Origin of the sequence: Candidatus Manganitrophus morganii, from assembly GCA_021651055.1 — a bacterium.
Taxonomy (GTDB): domain Bacteria; phylum Nitrospirota; class Nitrospiria; order SBBL01; family Manganitrophaceae; genus Manganitrophus; species Manganitrophus morganii.
In genome coordinates this window covers 1826834-1843440 of record JAJHOH010000001.1, presented here as the reverse complement: position 1 = coordinate 1843440, position 16607 = coordinate 1826834, and the positions used below count along the sequence as shown (strand labels likewise).

The following is a 16607-nucleotide window of genomic DNA, read 5'->3' as shown; positions in this document are numbered from 1 at the left end:
GACCTCTCTTTCTCTTTGCTTTAAAAAGGGAACGGTCCGGTCTTATCCCTTCCAGAGAATGATCATTCGAAGAGAACATGCGGCTGTCTTAGACGGCAGTCCGGTCCCTCCCCGTCGTTCATCGCTTTCTTAAGGTACGCTCAGAACCGTCCTCCAGGCGCCATCTTCCAACTTGACCTCCATGAGACGACCTGTTAAAATCTCAACGGTTTGGAGGCAGGCGTGGAGCGACGAAATCAAGAGCGGCGGCAGATGACGCGCGGCTATGGCCCCGATCGTCGGACACAGATTCTTCCCGTCGCCGGTTTGGATCGCCGTCACGATCAGCGGCGGATCAAAGATCGGCGCCAGGTCGAGCGCCGGAGAGCAGACCTTCCTACCCTTTATTCCCTCGACGAAAGCATCTTCAATAATTTATGAAAGTAAATGAAATCTTCAAGAGCATTCAGGGAGAGTCCACCTATGCCGGACTTACCTGTGTGTTCGTACGAACCGCCTTTTGCAATCTTCGGTGCGGCTGGTGCGATACGACCTATGCTTTCTATGAAGGATCGGATCGCTCCGTTGAATCGGTTATCCAAGAAGTCCGCGGTCACGGGTGCCGCCTGGTCGAAGTCACCGGAGGCGAGCCGCTGCTTCAAGAAGAGGTCTATCCCCTCGTGACCCGGCTGCTCGATGAAGGGTACGTTGTCTTAATCGAGACCAGCGGAAGCATTCCGATCGATCGGGTCGATCCTCGCGCCGTGATCATTATGGATATCAAGTGCCCCGGCAGCAAGATGAGCCATGCCGTCCATTGGGAGAACCTCGGCCGATTAAAAAAAGGGGATGAAGTCAAATTCGTCATTGCCGATCGGGCCGATTATGATTGGGCCAAGGAGGTCTTGTCGCAACATCCGCGCTTGCTCGATCACCCGGTTCTTTTTTCTCCCGTTTTTAATCAGATGGATTCGCGGCAGCTGGCCGAGTGGATCTTGGAAGAGAAGCTTCCGGTCCGATTTCAATTGCAATTACACAAATACATCTGGGACCCGGCGATGCGGGGGGTCTAAATAGGGAGTGTGAATGGAATTTAAGGTTCAAAGGGGACCGCTCACGAAGCAAACCACGGAGATCCTTGTCCTCGGTCATTATGAAGGAGAGGGGCTCCTGCCCGAGGTGATGTCGATTGATAAGGCGATCGGCGGAAAGATCCAAGAGGTCCTCTCCACAGAGGAGTTCGGCGGAAAATTTCTTCAGACGCTCCTGGTCCGGACCGATCGAAAGATCGCATCGCCGCGGCTTCTTCTGTTGGGGCTCGGCAAGCGGGCCGAGGCGACCCTTGATCGGATCCGTCAAGCGATGGGACGGGCGGCCACGCAGATTCGTGAGATGGGCTTCCGCCAGTTCGCGACCCAGATTCACGGCAAGGGACTTCCCAGAACGTCGGTCCAGGATATGGCGCAGGCGATGGTGGAGGGGGTGGTATTGGGGCTGTATCAGTTCCAGGTTTACAAAACCGACCGGCAGACCCCGCCGAAGGAGGTCCGGGAATGCGCCCTGATCGAGCCGGACGACAAAAAGGTCGTCGAGATCCAGATGGGGGCCCTCCGGGGGAAGTTGATTGCCGAGGCGGCCAATTACGTTCGGGATCTCTGCAACACCCCTTCGAATGTGGTCACGCCGAGCCGCCTGGCGGAGGAGGCGAAGAAGATCGCCTCCGATTACCACCTTCGCCTGGAGGTGCTCGAGCGCGCCGACATGGAACGGCTCGGAATGGGGGCTCTCCTCGGCGTCGCCCGTGGAACGGTGGAGCCGCCGAAGTTCATCGTTTTGGAGTATGACGGCGCCAAGAAAAAAGGACGCCCGGTCGCCCTCATCGGCAAGTCGGTCACATTCGACTCAGGCGGCATTTCGCTGAAGCCGGCGGAGAACATGGAGCAGATGAAATACGATATGAGCGGCGGCGCGACGGTTTTGGGGACGATGCGGGTCGCCGCCCAGTTGAAGCTCCCCCTCAATATCATCGGCGTTCTCCCGGCCACCGACAATATGCCGAGCGGGACCGCCATGCATCCGGGCGACGTCCTCACGACCCTCGCCGGAAAGACGGTGGAGGTGATCAATACCGATGCCGAAGGGCGTCTCTGCCTGGCCGATGCGCTCGCTTATGCCAAGCGCTACGAGCCGGCGGCGATGATCGATCTGGCTACCCTGACCGGCGCCTGCGTCGTCGCCCTCGGCCATCATGCAATGGCCCTTTTCGGAAACGATCCAAAGCTGACCGCCCAAATTCAGAAAGCAAGCGACGAGACCGGAGAGCGGGTCTGGGAGATGCCGCTCTGGGAAGAGTATCACGATCAGATCAAGAGCGAGATCGCCGACCTGAAAAATACCGGCGGCCGTCCCGGCGGAAGCATCACCGCCGCCCTCTTCCTGAAGCAGTTCGTCGGGGAGACGCCGTGGGTTCATCTCGATATCGCCGGAACCTCGTGGAACGGGGAGAAACCGCGTCCCTATATTCCCAAAGGATCGACCGGAACCGGCCTTCGCCTTTTGGTCCAGTATCTGGCGAATCTCGCCAAGCAGCAGAAAAAGAAGTAGAGGCGCAATTTAATTGTGCCTCAGGGTGGGCGGGATCAATCACGCCCCTTACACCAGTTACCAGCGGGGGAGGATTCATATGAAAGTGACCCATAAGATCGGCCAACTCCTGATGGTGGGGTTTGATGGAACCGCCCCTTCCGAGGGGGTGGAGGAATTGATTCGAAAACACCACATCGGCGGCGTCATTCTCTTCTCTCGGAACATCAAAGATCCGGCCCAATGTGCCAAGCTGACCGAATCGTTACAGAAGGCGGCGCCCGATGCGCCCCTCTTCATCGCTGTCGATCAAGAAGGAGGCCGGGTTTCGCGCCTCGCCCCCCCCTTCACCCAGTTTCCGCCGGCGCGGACGCTCGGCCACTGCGACTCGGTCGATCTCACCTACAGTTGCGCGGAAGCGATGGCGAAGGAGCTGGCGGCGGTCGGTATCAATATGAATTTCGCTCCGGTGCTTGATGTCGACACCAATCCGAAGAACCCGATCATCGGAGACCGCGCCTTCGGGGCCAGCCCGACCCTTGTCTCGAAACATGGGCTTGCGACGATTGCCGCCCTGCACGATCAGCGGGTGATCGCCTGCGGCAAACACTTCCCCGGTCATGGGGATACCGCCGCCGACTCGCACAAGACCCTGCCGCGCGTCGACCATTCTCTCCACCGGATGGCCGATTTGGAGCTGAAGCCGTTTATCCATGCGGTCGAAAACCGTCTCCATGCCATCATGACGGCCCACGTCCTCTACACGAAGCTTGACGAAAAATACCCCGCTTCCCTTTCTAAAAAGATCATCTCTCAACTGCTCCGCAAAACGATTCAGTTCGAAGGGCTCGTGGTGACCGACGATCTGGAGATGAAGGGGATCACCGACGGTTTCACCGTCCCCGAAGCGGCGGTGAGGGCGGTCCAGGCGGGATCGGATTTGATTTTGGTCTGTCATTCGCTCGATCAGCAGAAAGCGGTCCTCGAGGCATTGATTCACGCTGTGGAGAAGGGAACGATTACTCAGGAGCGCCTCAACGAGTCGCTGAGTCGAATCCTCAGCCTGAAAGAGCGGTTCCTTCTTCCCCATCAGGCGCCGCAGCCGAAAAAGATCAAGCAGGTCGTGGGCTGCGAGGCGCATCGATCCTTGGTCGAGGAGATCGAGAAGAGAAGCGAAACGATGCCGGTCCGCGGAGTGAAGAGATAAGCTTATTCTTTGCCTGTCCGCTTTTAGGATGTCTTCCGTTTCCATCCAATCGGATCATGCTGCTTTGGAACGGAAACCTAAGCCCGCAATGTTGAACCCCCCCAATGGATTGTTGTGGAACTGATTCAGACTTTCATCGATCTCTTCCTCCACCTTGATCAACATCTTACCTGGGTCTTCGAGAACTACGGCCTCTGGACCTATCTCATTCTCTTTTTGATTATTTTTTGCGAGACCGGTTTGGTGGTCACCCCCTTTCTTCCGGGGGACTCCCTCCTCTTCGGGGTCGGCGCCCTCGCCGCCGGGAGTTCGCTGAATGTCGGGTGGCTCTTTATCCTTCTGAGTATTGCGGCGATTGTCGGGGATGCGGTGAACTACTGGATCGGCTACAAGATCGGCTCTAAGCTCCTTCAGAGAGAAGACAGCCGATTCATCAAAAAGGAATATATCGATCGAACACACCGGTTTTATGAGAAATACGGCGGCAAGACGATTATTTTTGCCCGATTCGTCCCGATCATCCGGACCTTCGCCCCCTTCGTTGCGGGAATTGGCCGGATGAGCTACTGGCACTTCGCCGTATACAACGTCGTCGGCGGGCTGGTTTGGATCAGCTCATTTTTATATGCGGGGTACTTCTTCGGAAACATTCCAGTGGTGAAGAAGAACTTCACCCTGGTGATTCTCGGCATCATCGTGGTATCGATTTTACCCGGGGTCATCGAGTTGGTTCGGGCGCGGCGCGCTCGGGCGGTCTAGGTTTATCCCCTCAATCCGGTCCCGGCACGACCCCTTTGCCTTCTCCCTCAATATAAGGCTCCCGAAGCTTGACCGGCGCCGCGGCGCGTCCCCGCATCTTTAAGTTCAGCATCTCGACAAAAACGGAGAAAGCCATGGCGAAATAAATGTACCCTTTGGGGAAGTGTTGATCGAGCCCTTCGGCGACCAGCGTCACCCCGATCAAGAGAAGAAAGCTTAAGGCGAGCATCTTCACGGTCGGATGGCGGTGGACGAAATCGCTGATCGCGCCCGCGAAGAAGATCATGAAAACGACGGCGATCATCACCGCGACGATCATAATCGAGATCCGATCGACCATCCCGACCGCCGTGATCACCGAGTCGAGCGAGAAGACGATGTCGAGCAAAAGAATTTGAACAATCACGCTGGCGAATGAGGCGGCTGCTTTGGCCGAAGCGCGCCCCTCCTCCCCCTCCAGCTTCTCATGAATTTCGTGCGTGCTCTTGGCGAGAAGGAAGAGGCCGCCGGCCAGCAGGATGACATCGCGTCCCGAAATCTCGTTGGAAAAGATCGTCACGATCGGAGCGGTCAGGCGCATGATCCAGGAGAGGGAGAAAAGGAGCCCGATCCGGGTGATCATCGCCAGCATCAGGCCGATGGTGCGGGCTTTCGGCTGTTCGCTCTCTGGGAGCTTTCCGGCGAGGATGGAGATAAAGATGATGTTGTCGATCCCGAGAACGATCTCCAGCGCCGTAAGGGTCGTTAACGCAATCCACGCCTGAGGATCAGCGAGCCAGTCCACAGATGAGCCTCCATAATAAAAAGTGGTTCGATAGAGTTGTTTTCTAAGCCATGAATTTATAATATGAAACCGAGCGTAAGTCAATCGTCCGGTGTTGACTGAAATCGGAAATGAGACTATACAGAGAACGGTTGTCGGACGGGAGGGAGCGATCATGTCGGAGCGGGTTGCGGTAATCGCGGGGGGGGCGAAAGGGATCGGTCGCGCCGTCGGGCTCGATCTCGCCGAGCGGGGATGGTCGGTGGCGCTCTGTCATCGGACGAGCGAGAAGGAGGGGAGCGAGACGGCGGAGGCGATCCGGAAGAAGGGGGCGCGGGCCCTTTCGGTCCGGGCCGATGTTTCCGATCCGAAAGCGGCCGAGGCCTTTGTAAAACAGGTCGAACGGGAGTGGGGGCGGATCGACGCCCTCATCAACGCGGCGGGCCCCTACCATCGGGTGAATCTCCTGGAGGAGACGATCGAGGGATGGCATGCCATGTTCGATCACAATCTTCATCCTCTCTTTTATCTCAGCCGGCTGGTCGCCCCCGGGATGAAGGAACGCCGGTGGGGACGGATCGTCAGCTTCAGCATGGCCAACGCCGACCAGATGATCGGCCAGCCGCAGATCACGGCGCACTACATCGCCAAGGTCGGCGTTTTGATACTGACCCGATCTCTTGCGAAGCTTTTGGCGCCACATGGAATCACCGTCAACGCGATCTCCCCCGGCTTCATCCGATCGGGGAGCGCCCCGGAGTCGGAGATGGCCGGGATGATCAAAAATATTCCGGCCGGTTACGTCGGGGAGCTCTCCGACGCGGTGTCGGTTGCCCGTTTCCTCCTCTCCGACGAGGCCCGCTATGTGACCGGGGGGAACATCCATCTAAGCGGGGGATGGGGAGTTTAAGAAAAGTGCAGCGTGCGGAATTCGGATTCCGGAGTTAAAATATACAACGACTCCTTATAATTCCTGGAGAAAAAGAATGATGAAGCAACTGCGCAATACCATGTTGACGGGGCTGCTCGCCCTGCTGCCCCTTTACCTCACCGTGACCCTGCTGATCTGGCTCTTCCATGCGATCGACAGCGTCGCCCAACCGTGGCTCCGCCGCGTCATCGGGGTCGAGGTTTGGGGGCTCGGGGTCCTTGCGACAGTGGCGATCATTTTGATCGCCGGCCTGATCGTTCCCAGCGTGAGCGGCGCGCTGTTCATCGGTTGGATCGATCGGTTCCTGGATCGCCTTCCGATCGTGAAGGGACTCTACCGCGGCATCAAACAAATCGTCGACAGCTTCAACCCCAACAATCCCTCCGGTTTCAAAGAGTTTGTTTTGATCAAGAAGATGAATGGGGAGGGTTTCGACGCCGGATTCCTCACCAGCGAGTTCAGTCTGCTGCAGGAAGACGGAACACGGCGAAATCTCGTTTCCGTTTTCATTCCAAGCAATCACCTCTATCTCGGCGCAATCCATATCGTCGATCGGGCGCGGATCGTCCGGACCGCGATGACGCTGCAAGAAGGGGCCACCTTTGCCCTCTCCGCCGGAGCATCGGTCAAAGGGGAGGTTCGCCAAATCGGCCCTTCGAAAATCTTCTCCTAAGGGTAGATTTGACGCCCGACCTGTCATAAAATGATCTTTGTAAGGATAATTTTCTCGAAGGAATCGGTATGTCTTCCGAAGCACAAGGTGAAAAGAAGAAGAAAACATTTACCGACCCGATCTGTCTGATGGAGATCACGCCGGAAGAGTCGGTGGGAACGTTTGACTATCAGGGAGAGACCTATTATTTCTGCTCTCAGTTTTGTCTCGACCGGTTCCGGGAATCGCCCGCCCGGTTTTTGGAGGGAGCGCCGCCGGCGTCCGAGCCCTCCCCCCCTCCCCCTCCTGGAACCGAATATATCTGCCCGATGGACCCGGAGGTCCGGCAGCTTGGTCCGGGAGCCTGCCCGAAGTGCGGCATGGCCCTGGAGCCGGCGGTGATCGCCCCTCCGGCGACAAAAACCGAGTATGTCTGCCCGATGCATCCGGAGATCGTCCGCGATGCGCCGGGATCGTGCCCGATCTGCGGGATGGCGCTGGGGCCGAGAACGGTCACGGTCGAAGAGGAGGCCAACCCCGAGCTGGTCGATATGACCCGCCGTTTCCGGATCAGCGCTGTTCTAACCCTCCCGCTGGTGCTGCTGTCGATGTCGGAGATGATTCCGGGAAATCCGCTCGGGGGAATCGCGTCACCTCGGATCCTTGCCTGGATTCAGTTTATCCTTGCGACCCCGGTTGTTCTTTGGGGGGGAGGGCCCTTCTTTCAGCGGGGGTGGAACTCCATCGTCAACCGCTCGCTCAATATGTTCACCCTCATCGCCATCGGAACTGGGATTGCCTACCTCTACAGTGTCGCGGCGGTCCTTTTCCCGGAGCTCTTTCCGGAAACGCTCCGTGGACACCATGGTCAGGTTCCGGTTTATTTCGAGGTTTCCGCGGCGATTATCGTTCTGGTTCAGCTCGGCCAGGTATTGGAGCTGCGCGCCCGAAGCCAAACGAGCAGCGCCATCCGCGCGCTCCTCGGCTTGACCCCCAAGACCGCACGGCGGCTTCGGGATCAAACGGAGGAGGATGTTTCGCTGGATGCGGTTCGGCCGGGAGATCTTCTCCGGGTCCGGCCGGGGGAGCGGATTCCGGTCGACGGGGTGATTGTGGAAGGAAGCAGCTCCGTCGATGAGTCGATGATCACCGGCGAGCCGATCCCGGTCGAAAAGGGGCCGGGGGGCCGGGTGACCGGTGGAACGGTCAACGGGAACGGGAGCTTCATCATGCGGGCCGAGCGGGTCGGCGCCGACACGCTGCTCGCCCAGATCGTCCGGATGGTGAGCGAAGCGCAGCGGAGCCGCGCCCCGATACAGCGGTTGGCAGACGTCGTTTCGGCCTACTTCGTTCCGATCGTGGTCGCCGTCGCCGCGGTGACATTCGTCGTCTGGTGGGCGATCGGGCCCGAGCCGCGATTGGCCTACGCGATCGTCAACGCCGTCGCCGTTTTGATCATCGCCTGCCCCTGCGCGTTGGGGCTGGCGACGCCGATGTCGATCATGGTCGCCACCGGGCGTGGCGCGACCGCCGGGGTCCTCTTCAAGAATGCCGAAGCGCTCGAGGTTTTGGAGAAGGTTGATACCCTCGTCTGCGACAAAACCGGGACCCTCACTGAAGGGCGTCCCCGTTTGATGGCTGTCTTTCCGGAAAAGGGATGGGACGAGGCCGATCTCCTCCGGCTCGCCGCCAGTCTGGAGCGGGGGAGTGAGCACCCGCTTGCAAGTGCCATTGTCGCGGGAGCGACGGAAAAGGGTTTGCCTCTGGCAGAAGCCAAGGACTTTCGGTCGATCACCGGAAAAGGAGTGGTGGCCGCCATCGACGGCCGGAAGGTGGCGCTCGGCAACCGGGCGCTCTTCGAAGAATTGAAGGTGCCGTTCGATCATCTGATCGAGCAAGCCGAAACGCTCCGCCGCGACGGCCAGACGGTGGTCTTCGTCGCCGTCGATGACAAACCGGCGGGGCTGCTGGGGCTGGCCGATCCGATCAAGGAATCGACCCCCGAGGCGATCGCCGGGTTGAAGGGAGAGGGAATTCGAACGGTGATGCTCACCGGAGACAGCCGGACGACGGCCGAAGCGGTTGCCCGGAAGCTTGGGATCGACGAAGTGATCGCCGAGGTTCTCCCGGATCAGAAACGGGAGAGGATCAAACGTCTTCAAGCAGAGGGGCATCGCGTGGCGATGGCCGGCGACGGGATCAACGATGCTCCTGCATTGGCGCAAGCCGACGTCGGGATCGCGATGGGAACAGGGACCGACGTGGCGATCGAGAGCGCCGATGTGACCCTGGTGAAGGGGGACCTTCGCGGGGTGGTCCGCGCCTTCAGGCTCAGCCGTGCGACGATGCGGAACATCCGGCAGAATTTGGTCTTCGCCTTCGTTTATAATGTCCTGGGGGTTCCGATCGCCGCCGGGGTCCTCTATCCTTTCTTCGGCATCCTCCTCAGCCCGATGCTCGCCGCCGCAGCGATGAGCTTGAGCTCGGTCTCCGTCATCGGCAATGCGCTGCGGCTGCGGAAGATCTCTCTCTAGACGGGAGAAAAGATTTTCCCTTTCCTTTCATTTTACGAATCCTTATAATCAATTCACCTCTGTTCTATTCACGTCACGGGGCCATTTTTATGACAGGAGAAAAACCAAAGATGAATTTATTGCGACAGGTCGTGGCATGGAGCTTTGCCGTGGCGGCGCTCGCGCTGACGGCTCAACCGCTTGTTGTGCACGCAAAGGGCACGCCGGGAGAGAACACGGTGACCTTTGATGCGTTTGATTTCGGCTTCAAGGGGCCTGACAGCATTCAAGGAGGGGTGGTCAAATTCCAGATCAACAATGAGGGGAAGGATATCCACCATGCCCAACTGATTCGGCTCCTGGATGGGAAAACGGCGGACGATTTCGTCGCCGGAATGAAACAGAATCCGAATGGTCCGATGCCGGGATGGGTTAAGTTTGTCGGGGGGCCGAACGCGGTTATCCCCGGCGGCCGGGCGACCGCGATCATGGATCTGGAGCCGGGTCATTATTTGATCACTTGTCTGATCCCCGATCCAAAAGGGGTCTTGCATCTCACCCACGGGATGACCCAGCCGCTGACGGTCACGGCCCCTCCGGCCAAGGTCCCGGAGCCGAAGGCCGATTTCACCGTGACCCTGAATGATTTCAATTTCTCCCTTTCCAAGCCGATCACGGCCGGAAAGCATACCGTCAAAGTTATCAACAACGGAACGATGCCGCATGAGCTGGTTTTGCTGCATGTCGCCCCCGGAAAGAAGGCGGCCGATTTCGGAAATTTCGATCCGGCCGCGGGGGGGCTGCCTCCCGGCAAGTTCATCGGCGGGGTGGTCGGGATTGAAAAGGGGATGGATGTCTATTTTGAGGCGAATTTTATCCCGGGCCATTATGGGCTGATCTGTTTCTTCCCGGACGAGAAGGGGGAGTTTCACTTCAAGCGGGGGATGACGCTCGATTTTGTCGTGAAATAAGTTTTCTGCAGCGGCCGATCAGAGGGCTTACAGAAAGAGGATCACTGTGAAGATCATCATGAAGCGCGCTGTTTTTTTACTCTTCTGTTTCTTTCAATTCTCCTGCGCCTCCGCGCCGAAAGAGGCCCCCTCCGCTCAGAAGAGCTTTCTCTGGTCGGTCCGGTCGGAGACCGCCGCGGTTTACCTCCTCGGCTCCATCCATGTCGCCAAGCCGGAGCTCTATCCGCTCCACCCTTCCATCGAAGCGGCTTTCGACCAATCCGACACGCTGGTGGTCGAAGTGGACCCCGACGAATTCGATATGAGCCGGCTTCAGTCCCTTTTTATGCAGTATGGGTCGTATCCTCCGCCGGAAACGCTCGACCGGAAGATTTCAACGGAGACCTACGCGCTGGTGGAGAAGAAGTTTCAAGAGGCCGGCATGCCGATGGAGCCGTTCAAGCGGTTCAAGCCGTGGGTCCTGGCGGTCATGCTTCAATCGGTCGAGCTGCAGCGTCTGGGGTTCGACAAAAAATATGGGATCGATGACCATTTTCTCACCCGGGCCAAGGGGAAAAAGCAGATCACGGCGTTCGAAACGGTGGAATATCAGGTGAGCCTCTTCGATAGCTTCTCCGATCGCCTCCAGGAGCTTTTTCTCCGCTACACCCTCTCCGATATGGACCTGCTTGCCGAGCAGATGGATTCGATCATGAAGGGATGGCAAGCGGGGGATGGGAGTGCGATCGAGGCGTTGATCTTCCAGAGCATGACCGACGAGCCGGAATTAACGCCGGTTTACGATAAGCTGATCTATGAGCGGAACGCTCAGATGTCCTCCCGGATTGAGGAGTTCCTCAAAGCAAAAAACAGAACTTTCGTGGTCGTCGGTGCCGGGCATCTCGTCGGCAAAGGGAGCATCATCGATCTTCTTCGGAAGAAGGGCTACGTTGTCGAGCAGATGTAAACCGCAGGCTGGCTCGCGGGGGCATCGAAGCCGACCGATTCTCTTTTTCCTCTCCTTTCTTTTTCTCCTTTTTCCCCATGCTCTTTATGCCTGGGGCGAGACGGGGCATCGGATCGTCGCCGATGTGGCGGAGCGCTTACTGGGGGAGCAGGCGCGCAGAGAGATCCGGGTGTTGATCGGAGAGGCCTCCCTTGCATCGGTCTCAGACTGGGCCGACCGGATTCGGGGGGACCGCCCCGAGACCGCCCCCTGGCATTTCGTCGATATCCCATTCAAAGCATCGGGCTATGATCCGAAGCGGGACTGCGCCGGGGGAGAATGTGTGATCGGCGCCGTCGAGCGGTTCCGGCGGATTCTTTCCGATCGGGATCGTCCTGCGGAAGAGCGGGCCGAAGCGTTAAAATTTCTCGTCCACTTCATCGCCGATCTCCACCAGCCGCTCCACGCGGCCGACCGGGGAGACCGCGGCGGGAACGATGTGCAGGTCATCTTTTTCGGAGAGAAAATTTATCCTTTCAGTGAGAGGCCGTGGAACCTCCACACGGTTTGGGATTCGGGTCTGATCGATCAAACCGGCTTGCGCGAGGCGGCCTACGTCGCGCATCTTCAGGTGTGGCTGAAGAAACGGTCCATCGTGGATCTCCGAAAAGGGACGGTGGTCGATTGGGCGCTGGAGGCCCATCGCGCCGCGGTCGACGTGGCGTATCGCCTCCCGAAGAATCGAAGACTTTCCAAGAACTATCTTGAAAAGAGTCGTCCGGTGATGGACGCGCTTCTCGCCAAGGCCGGCGTTCGGCTGGCGCGGGTGTTGAACGAGGCGTTCCAAACCGGAAAATAAAAGGAAAATAAAAAGGAGCGGTGATGACCGAAGATCGACAGGAGATGGGGCTGAAAGCGGCGATGCAGATCGGAATGTATTACGCTTATCTCGCGCAGGCGCTCCGGACGGTGATCAACCCGGAGGGGCCGGTCGAATTGCCGGAAGATCTTCTCAACCGGCAGCTCGATCAGCTCCGAGATCATTTGGCGGTTCCCCTCGCGAAGAACCACGTCGTGAAACAAAACATAGAGCAGATCGAAAAAGAGGTCTCGCGGATTCGCCAGGAGGCCGGCCATCCGGAAACCTGGGGCGCCGCGGTGAAAGACGCAAAGCGGATGCTCCCGGAGCTGGAAATACGCGCCAAAACGGTGAGCGATCTGGTGGCGCTGCTGCGCGGCGGGTGAGGGTGTAGGGGCCGACCCAGGCCGAGGCAGCGCCGCGCCCCTGCAGCCGGACTCCTTCCCTTGATCCCCTCCAGCCCAATCCGCTAAAATATTCTTAGCATCGTTTCATTCAAAATTTCCCACAAAGAAAACCGAGATATCCCTGAGATCCTCCCTCGCCGCTCCGTCGGTCAAACATTGGTCCGACGGAAGCGGGTCGAGATTGCCAAGCGCCACTGATTCATCCCACTTGTTGTAAGGAGGAAACCCAATGCGACATCTGACCGCAACATTTATTTTCATCACTCTCCTGGCCGTAACGACCGAGTTCACCGACGCCGCCGAGAAAGATCCCTGCGCCCCGCGGGCGCCGGCGGGCGAGCTGCCGCAGTTTAAGGGGATGAAGCCTCCGGTTCCCGAAACGCCGGAGACGATTCAAAAAGGAAAAGAGATCTACAATGGGAAAGGGGCCTGCGCCGGCTGCCATGGGCCGGCGGGGAAAGGAGATGGACCGTTGGCGGCCTCCTTGAACCCTTCGCCCCGGAATTTTACCAATCCGCAATTCAAGCAATGCAAGTCGGCGGGGGAGATGTTCTGGGCGGTGAAGAATGGAATTCCCGGCACCGGAATGATCGCCGCCGTTAACACCGGCCTGATCAGCGAAGAAGAGGCCTGGCAGGCGGTTCTCTACGAGAGGAGCTTGAAGTAGGCGCTCAGCTGTTGGAGATCGCTTCGAGCAGCTCCGGATCCTCGATCGCTTTGCCGCCCCCGAGGGCGACGCTTAGCAGGGCGTCCTTGTCGATGAGGATCGGGAGCCCTGTTTCGCGCTGAAGACGAATATCCATGTTTCGGATGAGGGCGCCGCCGCCGGTCATGATGATTCCCCGCTCGACGATGTCGCCCGCCAGCGCGGGGGGGGTGTTTGCGAGGGCCGTTTTAATCGCATTGACGACGGCGCGCAGGGGGACGGCGATCGCCTCCGCGATCTCTTCCGAGGTGACCTCCACGATTTTCGGAAGGCCGGAGACCGAATCGCGCCCCTTGATGCGCGCCCGGTAGACGGTGCCGTCGGAGCAGGCGCTCCCGAGGGCGATCTTGACCTTCTCCGCGGTCTGCTCGCCGATATAGAGGCGATGCTTCCGCTTCACCATCTCGATGATCTTCTCATCCATCGCGTCCCCGCCGACCCGAACCGAATGGCAGTAGACGATGCCGGCGAGGGAGAGGACCGCCACCTCCGTCGTCCCGCCGCCGATGTCGACGAGCATGTTCCCGATCGGTTCCAGCACCGGAAGACCGGCGCCGATCGCCGCCGCGATCGGCTCTTTAATCAGAAGGATCCTTTTTGCGCCGATCGAATAACCGGCCTCTTCGACGGCCCGCTTCTCGATTTCGGTCACGCCGTGAGGAAGGGTGACGACAATAGAGGGCTTCGCGAGTTGCCACGGCCGCCGGGACCGGCGGATGAAATGCTCCAACATCTCCTTGGCAAGATCGTAATCGGCGATCACCCCCTCTTTGATCGGGCGGATGGTGGTGATCGAATGAGGCGTTTTCCCGACGAGCGCTTTCGCCTCCAGTCCGACGGCGACGACCTCTTGTTTTCCGCCGGCGACCTCTCGGACCGCCACCACCGACGGCTCATTGAGGACAATCCCGCGCCCCCGAATGTAAACGAGGGTGTTCGCCGTTCCCAAATCGATCGAGATGTCCGCCGCGCCATATGGGCGCGACCAGGGAGCCCGTCTGTTAAAACGCGTCATGTTTTTCCTCTCTCAAAAACGTTCCGGGAATCCGGAACAGGTCATTATAGCTGCAAGCACAGATCGGACAAAGTGAGGAATGAGACATTCCGGCTTTCTAGGTGTGATTTCAGCCCGAATTAAGGTTATCCCCTCGTCCGGTCAAATCTTCTTGGATCGGACTCCCAAGAGTCTCATTTCATGAAGGAGTGTCTCGCAAAGCCCCTCCTCCAGCGGCCGCGCCGCGAAGCCAAGCTCCCGTTGGGCCTTTTTGCTGCTTCCGATATAGGTCACCCCGGCGATGGCGCGAATGCTCTCGGACCGATAAAATTCGGGAAGAGGAAGGATCGGTTCGAGCCAGCGTACGATTTGAGAAAGACCGCGCAGGAGCGCCGGCGAGGGGTGAAGCCGCGGGGCTTTGATACCGGTAATTTGTTCGGCAATCGCCAAGGCTCCTTGCAAGGTGTGTATCGGCCCGGCGAGAATGTAGCTCTCCCCGGGCCGTCCCTTCTCCATGGCGAGGAGATGGCCTTTGGCGATATCTTCGATGTGTCCCCAAGCGTAAGCCGTTTTCTGAGGCGAGATCGGGAGCTGTCCTTTCAAATATTGGATGAGGAGATTCCGGACGGAGCTGGTGTCGCCCGGACCGTAAACCAGGCCGGGGAGCGTAATCATCAACGGCAACCCTTCTTTCATCATCGGCTCGGCGATTTGAGTGTGGGCTATCCACTTGGTTCGCTCATATTCCGAAAGCCATGGACCTTCATAATGGGTCGCCTCATCCACGAGCTTTTCCCGGGTATCCGAGAAGACGAGCAGGGTGCTGGTGTAGACCCCTCTCGGAATACGGAGCTCCCTCATTAACTCGAGGACATTTCGCGTTCCATCGACATTGATTTTCTTTCCCAAGACGGGTGTTTTGGAGCCGATCTTGTACCACCCGGCCACATGAAAGATCCCGTCGGCGCCGGTCATCGGGGCGCGCATGCTCTCTTTGTCGGTGATGTCCCCGGGATGGAGCGCGATGCCGAGGCGGGCGAGGTCGTGCGCTTGGGCGGGGCGGCGGACAAGCGCTGTGACCTGGTGTCCCGCCGCCGCCAGTTGACGCGCGATCGCGCCGCCGACAAAGCCGGTTGCGCCGGTGATGAAGTACCGCATCGATGCTCCCGAGGGGAATGGGTGCTCGATGATAACAAGGGAAATCGAAAGGATCAAGCAAATGTGATTTGAATCACCTTATTTTTATTATGTTTTTTCGGTCTGAAAGCGGGGAACAATCGGTTTTCTTAAACGTGCTTGACGCCGGTCCCTCCGAATCGCTATCCTGCTGCTAACGAACGAGATTGAAGAAGGGGGCTGATCGATGGAGGGGGTGATCTTTCATCTCGCCTTTCCGGTTTCCGATCTGGAAGAGGCGAAGCGGTTTTATGTCGACGGCCTCGGCTGTGCCCTGGGGCGGGAGTCGTCCAGGGCGATCACGCTGGAGTTGGCGGGGCATCAACTGGTCGGCCATTTTGCGCCGGCGGCCGAGGGGCAAAAGGGGATCTACCCGCGGCATTTCGGCCTGATCTTCAAGGAGGAAAGCGCCTGGCAGGCGCTGGTTGACCGGGCGAAGGCGAAAGGGCTTCGGTTTTATCAAGCGCCTCGCCGCCGGTTCGAAGGGACCCGGCTGGAGCATGCCACCGTTTTTCTGGAAGACCCCTCGCACAATCTTCTGGAATTTAAATGGTACCGGCACGAATCGGCGATCTTCGGCGAGCGGGAATTCAGCGAGGTCGGCGATACGGGCGGCGAGCCATAACATAAAACGGTGTTTCTTCTTGAAAAACAAATCCCTTGACGCCGGAGAAGAGGGCCGGTATTCTGCTTGAAGTTGACCGGAATCGATTGTCTACGAATCGTCCAAAGGAACAGCAAGGTGGCGGGAAAGAAGAAGAAATCCGCTTCAAAAGATCTGACGCCCAAGGTCGGCGCCGCGACCGATATTGCCCCGGTCGGGCGGGGCAACATCAAGCCGCCCCATGAGCGGACGGCGGATGAAGAGGCCGATGTCGTCGATTGGGAGAAGGTCGCAGCGATGGCGGAGTTCAAAGCGCTGCTCGCCGCCAAGCGGAAGTTTATTCTTCCCACCACGATTTTCTTCGTCGTTTACTACTTCGCCCTCCCGATCCTGGTCGGCTATGCGCCGGGGTTGATGAAGACCAAAGTCATCGGCGCGGTGAACCTCGCCTATCTCTTTGCCCTCTCCCAGTTTTTCATGGCCTGGATCGTCGCCGCGCTTTACATGCGGGCGGCGGGGCGGTTCGATGGGATGATCGGGATGATCCTGGCCAAATTGAAGAAGCGGCGGAGGTAGAC

Annotated in this window: 18 protein-coding genes; 15 read left to right on the top strand and 3 right to left on the bottom strand. The window is 58.6% G+C overall.

Features of this window, described 5'->3' with window-relative positions; all coding sequences use genetic code 11:
• Positions 1 to 222 precede the first annotated feature (222 nt).
• The 5 genes from MCM46_08345 (at position 223) to MCM46_08325 (ending at position 4528) form a co-directional block, all read left to right on the top strand.
• Positions 223 to 420: a hypothetical protein gene (locus tag MCM46_08345; GenBank protein MCG3111817.1), complete on the top strand. Its 198-nt coding sequence runs from the start codon at positions 223 to 225 to the stop codon at positions 418 to 420.
• On the top strand, positions 417 to 1052 hold the full coding sequence (locus tag MCM46_08340) for a radical SAM protein (protein ID MCG3111816.1): 636 nt from the start codon (positions 417 to 419) through the stop codon (positions 1050 to 1052). The genes MCM46_08345 and MCM46_08340 overlap by 4 nt, the downstream gene beginning before the upstream one ends.
• 13 nt (positions 1053 to 1065) lie before the next feature.
• The gene (locus tag MCM46_08335; GenBank protein MCG3111815.1) at positions 1066 to 2583 is read left to right on the top strand and encodes a leucyl aminopeptidase; all 1518 of its coding nucleotides are present in this window, start codon (positions 1066 to 1068) and stop codon (positions 2581 to 2583) included.
• A 79-nt stretch (positions 2584 to 2662) separates the two neighbouring features.
• Complete coding sequence (nagZ, locus tag MCM46_08330) at positions 2663 to 3769, top strand: beta-N-acetylhexosaminidase (protein ID MCG3111814.1); 1107 nt, start codon at positions 2663 to 2665, stop codon at positions 3767 to 3769.
• A 114-nt stretch (positions 3770 to 3883) separates the two neighbouring features.
• Positions 3884 to 4528, top strand: coding sequence for a DedA family protein (locus MCM46_08325; GenBank protein MCG3111813.1), 645 nt, complete (start codon positions 3884 to 3886; stop codon positions 4526 to 4528).
• 10 nt (positions 4529 to 4538) lie between these two features.
• Here the strand turns inward: MCM46_08325 and MCM46_08320 are convergent, their stop codons facing one another.
• Positions 4539 to 5312: a TerC family protein gene (locus MCM46_08320; GenBank protein ID MCG3111812.1), complete on the bottom strand. Its 774-nt coding sequence runs from the start codon at positions 5310 to 5312 to the stop codon at positions 4539 to 4541.
• A gap of 154 nt (positions 5313 to 5466) precedes the next feature.
• Between MCM46_08320 and MCM46_08315 the strand changes: the two genes are divergently transcribed.
• The 8 genes from MCM46_08315 (at position 5467) to MCM46_08280 (ending at position 13216) form a co-directional block, all read left to right on the top strand.
• Positions 5467 to 6201 carry an SDR family oxidoreductase gene (locus MCM46_08315; GenBank protein ID MCG3111811.1) on the top strand — a complete coding sequence of 245 codons (735 nt, stop codon included), beginning with the start codon at positions 5467 to 5469 and terminating at the stop codon, positions 6199 to 6201.
• Positions 6202 to 6277: 76 nt separating this feature from the next.
• Positions 6278 to 6895 (top strand): DUF502 domain-containing protein, encoded by a 618-nt coding sequence (locus tag MCM46_08310; protein MCG3111810.1) that lies wholly within the window; start codon positions 6278 to 6280, stop codon positions 6893 to 6895.
• Between the two features lie 68 nt (positions 6896 to 6963).
• The gene (locus MCM46_08305; GenBank protein ID MCG3111809.1) at positions 6964 to 9408 is read left to right on the top strand and encodes a heavy metal translocating P-type ATPase; all 2445 of its coding nucleotides are present in this window, start codon (positions 6964 to 6966) and stop codon (positions 9406 to 9408) included.
• A gap of 110 nt (positions 9409 to 9518) precedes the next feature.
• Positions 9519 to 10358, top strand: coding sequence for a hypothetical protein (locus MCM46_08300; GenBank protein MCG3111808.1), 840 nt, complete (start codon positions 9519 to 9521; stop codon positions 10356 to 10358).
• A 58-nt stretch (positions 10359 to 10416) separates the two neighbouring features.
• The gene (locus MCM46_08295) at positions 10417 to 11304 is read left to right on the top strand and encodes a TraB/GumN family protein (protein ID MCG3111807.1); all 888 of its coding nucleotides are present in this window, start codon (positions 10417 to 10419) and stop codon (positions 11302 to 11304) included.
• The gene (locus MCM46_08290) at positions 11288 to 12142 is read left to right on the top strand and encodes a S1/P1 nuclease (GenBank protein ID MCG3111806.1); all 855 of its coding nucleotides are present in this window, start codon (positions 11288 to 11290) and stop codon (positions 12140 to 12142) included. The genes MCM46_08295 and MCM46_08290 overlap by 17 nt, the downstream gene beginning before the upstream one ends.
• A gap of 23 nt (positions 12143 to 12165) precedes the next feature.
• Positions 12166 to 12528: a hypothetical protein gene (locus MCM46_08285; GenBank protein ID MCG3111805.1), complete on the top strand. Its 363-nt coding sequence runs from the start codon at positions 12166 to 12168 to the stop codon at positions 12526 to 12528.
• 250 nt (positions 12529 to 12778) lie between these two features.
• Positions 12779 to 13216 carry a c-type cytochrome gene (locus tag MCM46_08280; protein MCG3111804.1) on the top strand — a complete coding sequence of 146 codons (438 nt, stop codon included), beginning with the start codon at positions 12779 to 12781 and terminating at the stop codon, positions 13214 to 13216.
• Positions 13217 to 13220: 4 nt separating this feature from the next.
• Here MCM46_08280 and MCM46_08275 read toward each other — a convergent pair whose 3' ends face one another.
• Together MCM46_08275 and MCM46_08270 are read right to left on the bottom strand one after the other, a co-directional pair.
• Positions 13221 to 14270 carry a rod shape-determining protein gene (locus tag MCM46_08275; GenBank protein MCG3111803.1) on the bottom strand — a complete coding sequence of 350 codons (1050 nt, stop codon included), beginning with the start codon at positions 14268 to 14270 and terminating at the stop codon, positions 13221 to 13223.
• A 141-nt stretch (positions 14271 to 14411) separates the two neighbouring features.
• Positions 14412 to 15407: an NAD-dependent epimerase/dehydratase family protein gene (locus MCM46_08270; protein MCG3111802.1), complete on the bottom strand. Its 996-nt coding sequence runs from the start codon at positions 15405 to 15407 to the stop codon at positions 14412 to 14414.
• A 205-nt stretch (positions 15408 to 15612) separates the two neighbouring features.
• On the opposite strand from MCM46_08270, the gene MCM46_08265 reads away from it, so the two are divergent.
• Together MCM46_08265 and MCM46_08260 are read left to right on the top strand one after the other, a co-directional pair.
• Complete coding sequence (locus tag MCM46_08265; protein ID MCG3111801.1) at positions 15613 to 16050, top strand: VOC family protein; 438 nt, start codon at positions 15613 to 15615, stop codon at positions 16048 to 16050.
• A gap of 66 nt (positions 16051 to 16116) precedes the next feature.
• Positions 16117 to 16605: a DUF485 domain-containing protein gene (locus MCM46_08260; GenBank protein MCG3111800.1), complete on the top strand. Its 489-nt coding sequence runs from the start codon at positions 16117 to 16119 to the stop codon at positions 16603 to 16605.
• Positions 16606 to 16607: the final 2 nt, after the last annotated feature.